The sequence below is a fragment of the Corallococcus silvisoli genome, assembly GCF_009909145.1.
GTDB lineage: Bacteria > Myxococcota > Myxococcia > Myxococcales > Myxococcaceae > Corallococcus > Corallococcus silvisoli.
Map to the genome: position 1 here is coordinate 55324 of NZ_JAAAPJ010000020.1, position 7618 is coordinate 62941.

Annotated in this window: 6 protein-coding genes; all 6 read left to right on the forward strand. The window is 70.3% G+C overall.

The window, feature by feature from the left end; translation table 11 throughout:
* Nucleotides 1-79 precede the first annotated feature (79 nt).
* The 6 genes from exoE to GTY96_RS31745 all read left to right on the forward strand — a co-directional run bounded on the left by exoE (nucleotide 80) and on the right by GTY96_RS31745 (nucleotide 7473).
* Complete coding sequence (gene exoE / locus GTY96_RS31720) at nucleotides 80-1447, forward strand: polyisoprenyl-phosphate hexose-1-phosphate transferase ExoE (RefSeq protein ID WP_143905788.1); 1368 nt, start codon at nucleotides 80-82, stop codon at nucleotides 1445-1447.
* 106 nt (nucleotides 1448-1553) lie between these two features.
* Complete coding sequence (locus GTY96_RS31725) at nucleotides 1554-2636, forward strand: gluconeogenesis factor YvcK family protein (protein WP_143905790.1); 1083 nt, start codon at nucleotides 1554-1556, stop codon at nucleotides 2634-2636.
* A gap of 36 nt (nucleotides 2637-2672) precedes the next feature.
* Complete coding sequence (locus GTY96_RS31730; RefSeq protein ID WP_143906053.1) at nucleotides 2673-3794, forward strand: GNAT family N-acetyltransferase; 1122 nt, start codon at nucleotides 2673-2675, stop codon at nucleotides 3792-3794.
* Nucleotides 3782-4960 (forward strand): DegT/DnrJ/EryC1/StrS family aminotransferase, encoded by a 1179-nt coding sequence (locus GTY96_RS31735; RefSeq protein ID WP_201756582.1) that lies wholly within the window; start codon nucleotides 3782-3784, stop codon nucleotides 4958-4960. The genes GTY96_RS31730 and GTY96_RS31735 overlap by 13 nt, the downstream gene beginning before the upstream one ends.
* Nucleotides 4961-5040: 80 nt before the next feature.
* Entirely contained in the window at nucleotides 5041-6237 is a 1197-nt protein-coding gene (locus tag GTY96_RS31740; protein ID WP_143905792.1) for a GNAT family N-acetyltransferase, read from the forward strand.
* 192 nt (nucleotides 6238-6429) lie between these two features.
* Nucleotides 6430-7473 (forward strand): carbon-nitrogen hydrolase family protein, encoded by a 1044-nt coding sequence (locus tag GTY96_RS31745; protein ID WP_161666667.1) that lies wholly within the window; start codon nucleotides 6430-6432, stop codon nucleotides 7471-7473.
* Nucleotides 7474-7618 lie beyond the last annotated feature (145 nt).

The following is a 7618-nucleotide window of genomic DNA, read 5'->3' on the forward strand; positions in this document are numbered from 1 at the left end:
CCCAACCCGCTCCTCGCGCCGATGAGGCGCGAAGGGCGGGGGGCCTGGAGTGGCGGCGGGTCGGGGTTGGAGGAGTCACGTGCTTCGCGTTTTCCATCACTACTTTTCAGCCAAGAAGTTGACGTTCTTTCTCGCTGAGTCGTCGGCGATCGCCTTGGCCTGTGTCGCGGGAGCCGCGGCGTGCGCGGCCCTCTTCGCGCCCCTGGGCACCCGCCCGCCGCTCGCCACGCTGTGGCCGACGCTGGTGGGGCTGGGGCTGGCCTTCGTCGTCACCTTCCAGTTCACGCTGTACCTGTTGGACCTCTACGACCTGCGCATCGCGGCCGAGGACCGCACGCGCGGCTACCGCTTCCTCAAGGCCGCGGGCGTCACCGCGATGGTGGCGGGCGTGGTGATGCTGCTCTTGCCGCTGGTCCTCCCGGTGGTGCTGCCCCCCGGGACGCTGCTGGGCGGCGCGATGGGGGCCCTGGCCGGCACGCTGGTGGTGCGCGTGTCCATCCGCGCCCTGGTGGGCGAACCCGACGCGGTGCTCATCGTGGGGGATGGCCTCAAGGCCCGCGCGGTGGCGAGCGCCATCGAAGATGGCGGCGAGGGGTCCTTCCGCGTGGTGGCCCTGGTGGACCCGCGCAAGGTGGAGGAGTCGCTGGACGCGACGGCGTCCCGGTTCAACGCCTCCTACGTGGTGCAGGCCGCGGACGACATGCGCGGCGCCAACTGGGTGGACTCGCTCCTGCGCTGCCGGCTGGACGGGCGGCGGGTGTACGACGCGGCTGGCTTCTGCGAGCGCGTGCTGCGCCGCATCCCGGTGCAGTTCCTGCGCGCCAGCGACTTCGCCTTCGCGGATGAGATGACGGTGTCGCCGCTGCGGCGGGCCTTCAAGCGGATGTTCGACCTGGCGGTGGCGTCGCTGCTCTTGCTGATGGCGTCGCCCTTCCTGGTGCTGGTGTCGCTGGCCATCAAGCTGGACTCCCGGGGCCCCGTCTTCTACCGGCAGGACCGCGTGGGCCTGGGCGGCCGGGCGTACCCGCTGTGGAAGTTCCGCAGCATGCGCACCGACGCGGAGAAGAACGGCGCGGTGTGGGCGCGCTCCAACGACGACCGCGTCACCCGGGTGGGCAAGTTCATCCGCCGCACGCGCATCGACGAGATCCCGCAGGTCTTCAACGTGCTGCTGGGCCACATGAGCTTCGTGGGTCCCCGGCCGGAGCGGCCGGTGTTCACCGAACAGCTCAAGCAGCAGATCCCGTTCTACGGCGTGCGCGAGGCGGTGAAGCCGGGCATCACGGGCTGGGCGCAGATCCGCTACCCCTACGGAGCGTCGGTGGAGGACGCGCGCAACAAGCTGGAGTTCGACCTGTACTACGTGAAGAACGGGTCGTTGTTCCTGGACGTCGCCATTATCTTCCACACCGTCCGGCACGTGTTGTTGGGGCGGGGTGCCCGGTAGTCGCATCGAACGTCACGCGCTGAAGCCATCCGCGGTCGCTGGTTGTCGGGGGCGGCCGGGATGGCGAGGGTGGGCAATGGATTGGGATGGGCGAGGGGGTCGGAACATGGTGGGCATGGACGTGGATGCGCCGTTCCCGGAGTCGTGGAGTCAGGATGAGGCGCGCAACAAGCGGCTGAACGCGGAGCGCAACGAGCTGCTGCAGGCCCCGATGGACCGCCCGACGCGCATCGTCGCCATGGGCGGAGGCACGGGCCTCCCCATGGTGTTGCGCGGCCTTGCCCGCCGCGCCACGCCCCGCGCGGGCCAGCCCGGCGTGGACATCACCGCGGTCGTGGCGATGAGCGACGACGGTGGAAGCTCCGGCCGCCTGCGACGGCTGCACGGCGCGCTGCCCCCGGGGGACATCCGCAACTGTCTGGTGGCGCTCGCGGGCGGCAAGAGCGCGCTGAAGGACGTGTTCCAGTACCGCTTCGGCGGCGCGCGGGGCCTCGCTGGCCACGCGGTGGGCAACCTGCTCATCGCCGCGCTCGCGGAGCTGAAGGGCGACTTCCTGGAGGCGGTGCGGCTTTCCGGGGAGCTCCTGGGGGCGCAGGGCCAGGTGTTGCCCAGCACGCTCTCGTCGGTGCAACTGGTCGCGCAGATGCATGACGACACGGAGGTGGTGGGCGAGCGCAACATCTGCCGCGCCCAGGGCCGCGTGCGCCGCGTGTCGCTGAGCCCGCGCTCGCCGCCCCCGGTGGACGGCCTGCTGGAGGCCATCTATTCGGCGGACCTCATCGCCATTGGCCCGGGGTCGCTGTACTCGAGCGTGCTGCCCAACCTGCTGGTGGACGGCGTGGCCCAGGCGCTGAAGGAGACGCGCGCGCTGAAGGTCATGGTGGCCAACCTGATGACCCAGCCGGGTGAGACGGACGGCATGAACTGCCTGGACCACGTGCAGGCGGTCATCGACCACGTGGGGCCGGTGCTGGACGCGGTCCTCGTCAACGGCCGGATGCCCGCGGATGACTCCATCCAGCGCTATGCGCGCAAGGGGTCCATCGTGGTGACGGCGGAGGCGCGGGAGCTGTTGTCGTCCGGGGTGATCCCCGTGCAGGCGGACCTCCTCAAGGAGGGGTCGAAGATCCGACACGACAGCCGCAAGGTCGCCGCCTGCCTCCTGAAGATGGCGCGCAGCGGCTTGTAGCGCGCTCCACCCGTCACCACCTTGGGGCCCGCGATGATGGAAGCCAGAGACCTCCGTGCCGATCCGCCGCGCGTCGTGGAAATCAACGACCGGGCGGCCTTCATGTCCTTGGAAGCCGAGTGGAACCTGCTCGTGGAGGGCACCTCCAACGAGCTGTTCTACCGGCACGAGTTCCTGCGGCTGTGGCTGGACAACTTCGCCGCGGGGGCGCGCATGCGCGTGCTGCTCCTGCGCGGCGAGGACGGGGCGCTCACCGCCGGGCTGCCGCTGGTGGAGGAGCGCACGTCCATGTACGGCGTGCCCGTGCGCCAGCTCACCTCCGCGGCCAACGCGCACTCCTGCCGCTTCGACGTGGTGGCGCGCGAGCCGGAGGCCGCGGCGGCCGCGTTCCTCGCGCACCTGCGCGAGACGGGCGGCTGGGACGTGCTCCGGCTGACGGACGTGCCGGACGGCGGGGCGGGCTTTCGCCTCTTGGACGCGGCGAGGCGGGGCGGGCTGCCGGTGGGCGAGTGGGAGTCATTGCAGTCGCCCTATGTGCCGCTGCCCGCGAAGAAGGACGCGTTCTTCGCGTCGCTGCCGTCCAAGTTCAAGGCCAACTGCCGCAGGCGCCGGCGCAAGCTGGAGGAGAAGGGGAAGGTCACCTTCGAGCGCGTCGATGGGGGCCTGGACCTGGAGGGCACGCTGGAGGAGGGGCTGCTGCTGGAGCAGAGCGGCTGGAAGGGCCAGCGCGGCACGGCCATGTCGCAGGACGGGAAGACGCGGGGCTTCTACACGGAGCTGGCGCGGGACTCGGCCTACCGCGGGCGGCTGGCGCTGTACTTCCTGCGCGTGGACGGGCGCGCGGTCGCGTTCCAGTACGGCCTGGAGTACGGCGGGCGCTACTTCCTGCTCAAGCCCGGCTACGACGAGAACCTCAAGGAATGCAGTCCGGGGCAGCTCCTGATGGAGGAGGTGCTGGGGGACTGCCTGGACCGGGGGCTCACCGAGTTCGACTTCCTGGGGCCGGACATGGTGTGGAAGCGCGACTGGACGGATCGCGTCCGCAAGCACACCTGGCTCTACGTGTTCAATGACACCGCCTTCGGGCGCGCCCTGTGCGCGGCGAAGTTCCGGTGGGTACCCGCGGCGAAAGAGGTGGTGGCGCGATGGAAGCGGTGAAGATGTCCGACAAGCTGTTCGTTCCGTCCCTGCCCACGCTGTGGCCGGGGATGTTGCTGGCCCATGCCCGCCCGGGTTCGCTGCCGCCGTTCTCCTCGCCCAACGCACGCTACTTCTACTTCGCGCGCAACGCCGTCTGGCTGACGATGAAGATGCTGCGCCTGGAGGGGGGCGAGGTGCTGATGCCCTCCTATCACCACGGCGTGGAGGTGGAGGCGGTGGTGGACGCGGGCGCGACGCCGCGCTTCTACCGCGTGGGCGCCCGCTGGGACGTGGACCTGGCGGACGTGGCGAAGCGCATCGGGCCGAAGACGAAGGCGCTCTACCTCATCCACTACGCGGGCTTCCCGGGGCCGGCGGCCGCGATGCGCAAGCTGGCGGACGAGCACGGCCTGCCGCTGATCGAGGACTGCGCGCTGTCGCTGCTGTCGTCCGACGGCGCGACGCCGCTGGGCACGACGGGCGACGTGGGCATCTTCTGCCTCTACAAGACGCTCCCGGTACCCAATGGGGGCGCGCTGGTCGTCAATGGCCCCCGGCAGTACAGCCTGCCGGAGCCGCCGGCGCCGCCCCTGGCGTCCACGTTCAGCCACACCGTGTCCGCGCTCCTCCAGAACCTGGAGCTGCGCGGCGGGGCCGTGGGCCGGGGCCTGCGCGGCCTGGTGCGTTCGGTGGGGCACGGCACGGTGAAGGCCGCGAGCATCGAACGGGTGGCCACGGGCACGCAGCACTTCGACCGGCGGCACGTGGACCTGGGCATGAGCCCGCTGACGAAGCGCATCGCGCTGGCGCAGGACCTGGAGGCCATCGTCGAGGCGCGCCGCCGCAACTACTTCCTCCTGCTGGGCCGGCTGCGTGACGTGTCTCCGCCGCTCTTCAACCAGCTGCCCGCGGGCGTGAGCCCCCTGTTCTACCCGATGGTGGTCCAGGACAAGGAGGCGCTGCTGGCGAGGCTGCGCGAGCGCGGCATCGACGCCATCGACTTCTGGAAGCGCTTCCATCCCGCGTGCGACCCGTCGGAGTTCCCGGAGGTCGCGCAGCTGCGGCGGACGATCCTGGAGATTCCCTGCCACCAGGACCTGTCGCCGGAGGTGATGGCGGAGGTGGCGGACGTGGTGCGCGCCGCGCTGAAGTCGGAGCGGCGTCCGAGCAAGCGCACGGGGTGAGCGGGTGGGGGCTGGCTCCCGGGTGGTGATGCCATCCGGGGGGCGCGGTATTGCTTCGGGAAAGGCATCAGGGTGACGCGGTGATCCGCGAAGAAGAATTGACGACGGGGCCAAGGGTGACGCCGCGGCTGGATGTGGCGGCGGTGGGCAGTGCTTCTCGGATGGCGGGGATGCGGGCGGAGTGGAACGCGCTCCTGGACGCGAGCACCGCCGGGCCGTTCAACGCCTGGGAGTGGCTGTATCCCTGGTGCCGGCGCATCTCCCCCGGCGTGCGGCCGCTGGTGCTGACGGCGAGAGACCGGCTGGGCACGCTCACCGGCCTGTTGCCGCTGGGGCTGGAGCACCGCTGGGTGAACGGCGTGCGCGTGCGGCGCCTGGGCTTCCTGGGGGAGACGCACGTGGGCAGCGACTACCTGGACGTGGTGGCGCGCCAGGGCCGCGAGGCGGAGGTGGCCCGGACGTTCTTCCAGGTGCTCCAGGGCCTGCGGGACGAGTGGGATGTGTTGGATTTGACGGACCTGCGCGAGGGTTCGACGACGCTGGGCGCGGCGCGCGAGGTGTTCGGCGACGTGCGCGTGACGGAGCGCTACGTGTGCCCGTACGAGCCGCTGGTGCCGGGCGAGCCGTTCGACGCGTTCCTCAAGCGCACGGGCCGGCGGGACAACTACCTGCGGCGGCGCAAGTGGTTGGAGAAGCAGGACGGCTATCGCATCGAGCGCACGGACGCGCCGGGCGCGCTGGCCGGGCCGATGACGGACTTCTTCCGGTTGCACGCGCTGCGCTGGTCCTCGGATGGAGGGTCGCAGGGCATCAAGGGCGCGGGGGTGGAGGCGTTCCACCGGGACGCGACGCAATGGCTGGCGGAGCGGGGCCGGCTGCGGATGTACACGATGAAGGTGGGCGGTCAGGCGGTGGCGTCCGTGTACGGCATCCTGCATGGGCGGACCTTCGTGTACTTCCAGTCCGGCTACGACCCTGCCTGGCGCAATCGCAGCGTGGGCCTGGTGCTGGTGGGGGAGACGTTCAAGGACGCCATCGACCTGGGCCTGACGGAGTACGACTTCCTGCGGGGCACGGAGAGCTACAAGGCGGACTGGGTGACGCGGCAGCGCCAGACGGTGTCGCTGCGCGTGCACGGCTCCGGGCTCGCGGGCACGTGGTTCACCCGCTCCGAGGACTGGGCGCGCCAGACCCGCAACGCGGTGAAGGGTGTGCTGACGGACACGCTGGTGGAGAAGGTCCGCCGCTTCCGCCGCCGGAAGGCCGCGGTGCATTGACGGGAGTTGCCGGGCGGGGGGGAACCTTCGGCCGGGGGGAGTGTTCCTCACGCGATTGTCGGGACACCCGCTCTGGCCGAAGGGGTGCGGCACCGAGGCCCAACGGTTATTGCCTCCAGGCGGGTTCAGCCAGCCGGAGGGACATGCCATGGGATTCCGGTCGAAAGAACATGCTGTCGGCCGTGGATCCGCATGAGTCCGCTTCGGGTCGCGGCGCTCCAGCTCCGCGCTGAAAACGGTCAGGTCGAACGCAACCTCGAGCACGCCAGTCCCTTCATCCGGCGCGCCGTGGAGCAGGGAGCCCAGCTGCTGCTCCTTCCGGAGTTCTATTCCTCCGGCTACCTGCAGAGCCCCGCCATCTGGGACGCGGCGGAGTCCCTGGACGGACCGACCGTCTGCTTTCTGAAAGAGGAAGCCGCCCGGTGGCACGTCCATCTGGGGGCCTCCATCCTGGAAGCGGACGGGGACGACTTCTACAACGCCTTCGTCCTCGCCTCTCCCTCGGGGCGGATCCACAGGGTGCGCAAGCGGCGCGCGCCCTCATATGAGGCCTATTGGTTCCGGGGCAGCGTTGACGATCCCTGTGTGATCGACTGCGACCTGGGCCGCCTCAGTGTGGGGATCTGCGCGGACAATCACTTCGGGGACATGGCCTCGTATATCGAGCGCCACCAGTCACAGCTTCACCTCATGCCGCACTGCTATGGCGTGCCGCGCGCGAATCCCTGGACCTTCCCCGCGGAGCTCATCGAGGCTTCGCGCCGGCAGGTGGAGGTGCTGCCGGTGCGCTACGCCAGCCACTTCGGCATCCCGGTGGTGCTCGCCAACCAATGCGGTCCCTGGACCAGCCCCCTGCCTTCGCCGATGGGCCTCCTGGTGAGGACGGATCGCTTCCTGGGTCGGTCCGCCATCGTGTCCGCCCTGGGGAACCGGCTCCGCGCCCTGGGCGAGGAGGAGGAGGGCGTCATCGTCGACACCGTCGAACTGCGCCCCACCCGCGGCCGGGGGGATGAGCGGATCATCGCGGGGGCCCAGGGCCCCTGGGGTTGGACGGCGCTCGGAGATCCGCTGTTCGCGACGGCAGCGCTCGCGTTGAAGATTGGCGCGATGGAGTGGCTGGCGCGCCGAAGCTACGAGCGCAGCGAGGAACGCAGGCGGAGCGCCCGGCGTGTCCATGCCCGGGGGGTCATCCCAACCTGGCCCGAGCGAATCCTCCGCGCGTCCGGCAACGCCTGACAGGCGAACGGCAGCCCGCCCCAGGGCGCGGGTCTCCTTAAATAATCACATTCTTAAAATCGAATTGCCCTGGGGTGGGTCTTTCTTCGCGATTGGCGCGTGTCTGGGTATGGAGGTTCGAGCCCGGCGTCATGAATGCTGCAAA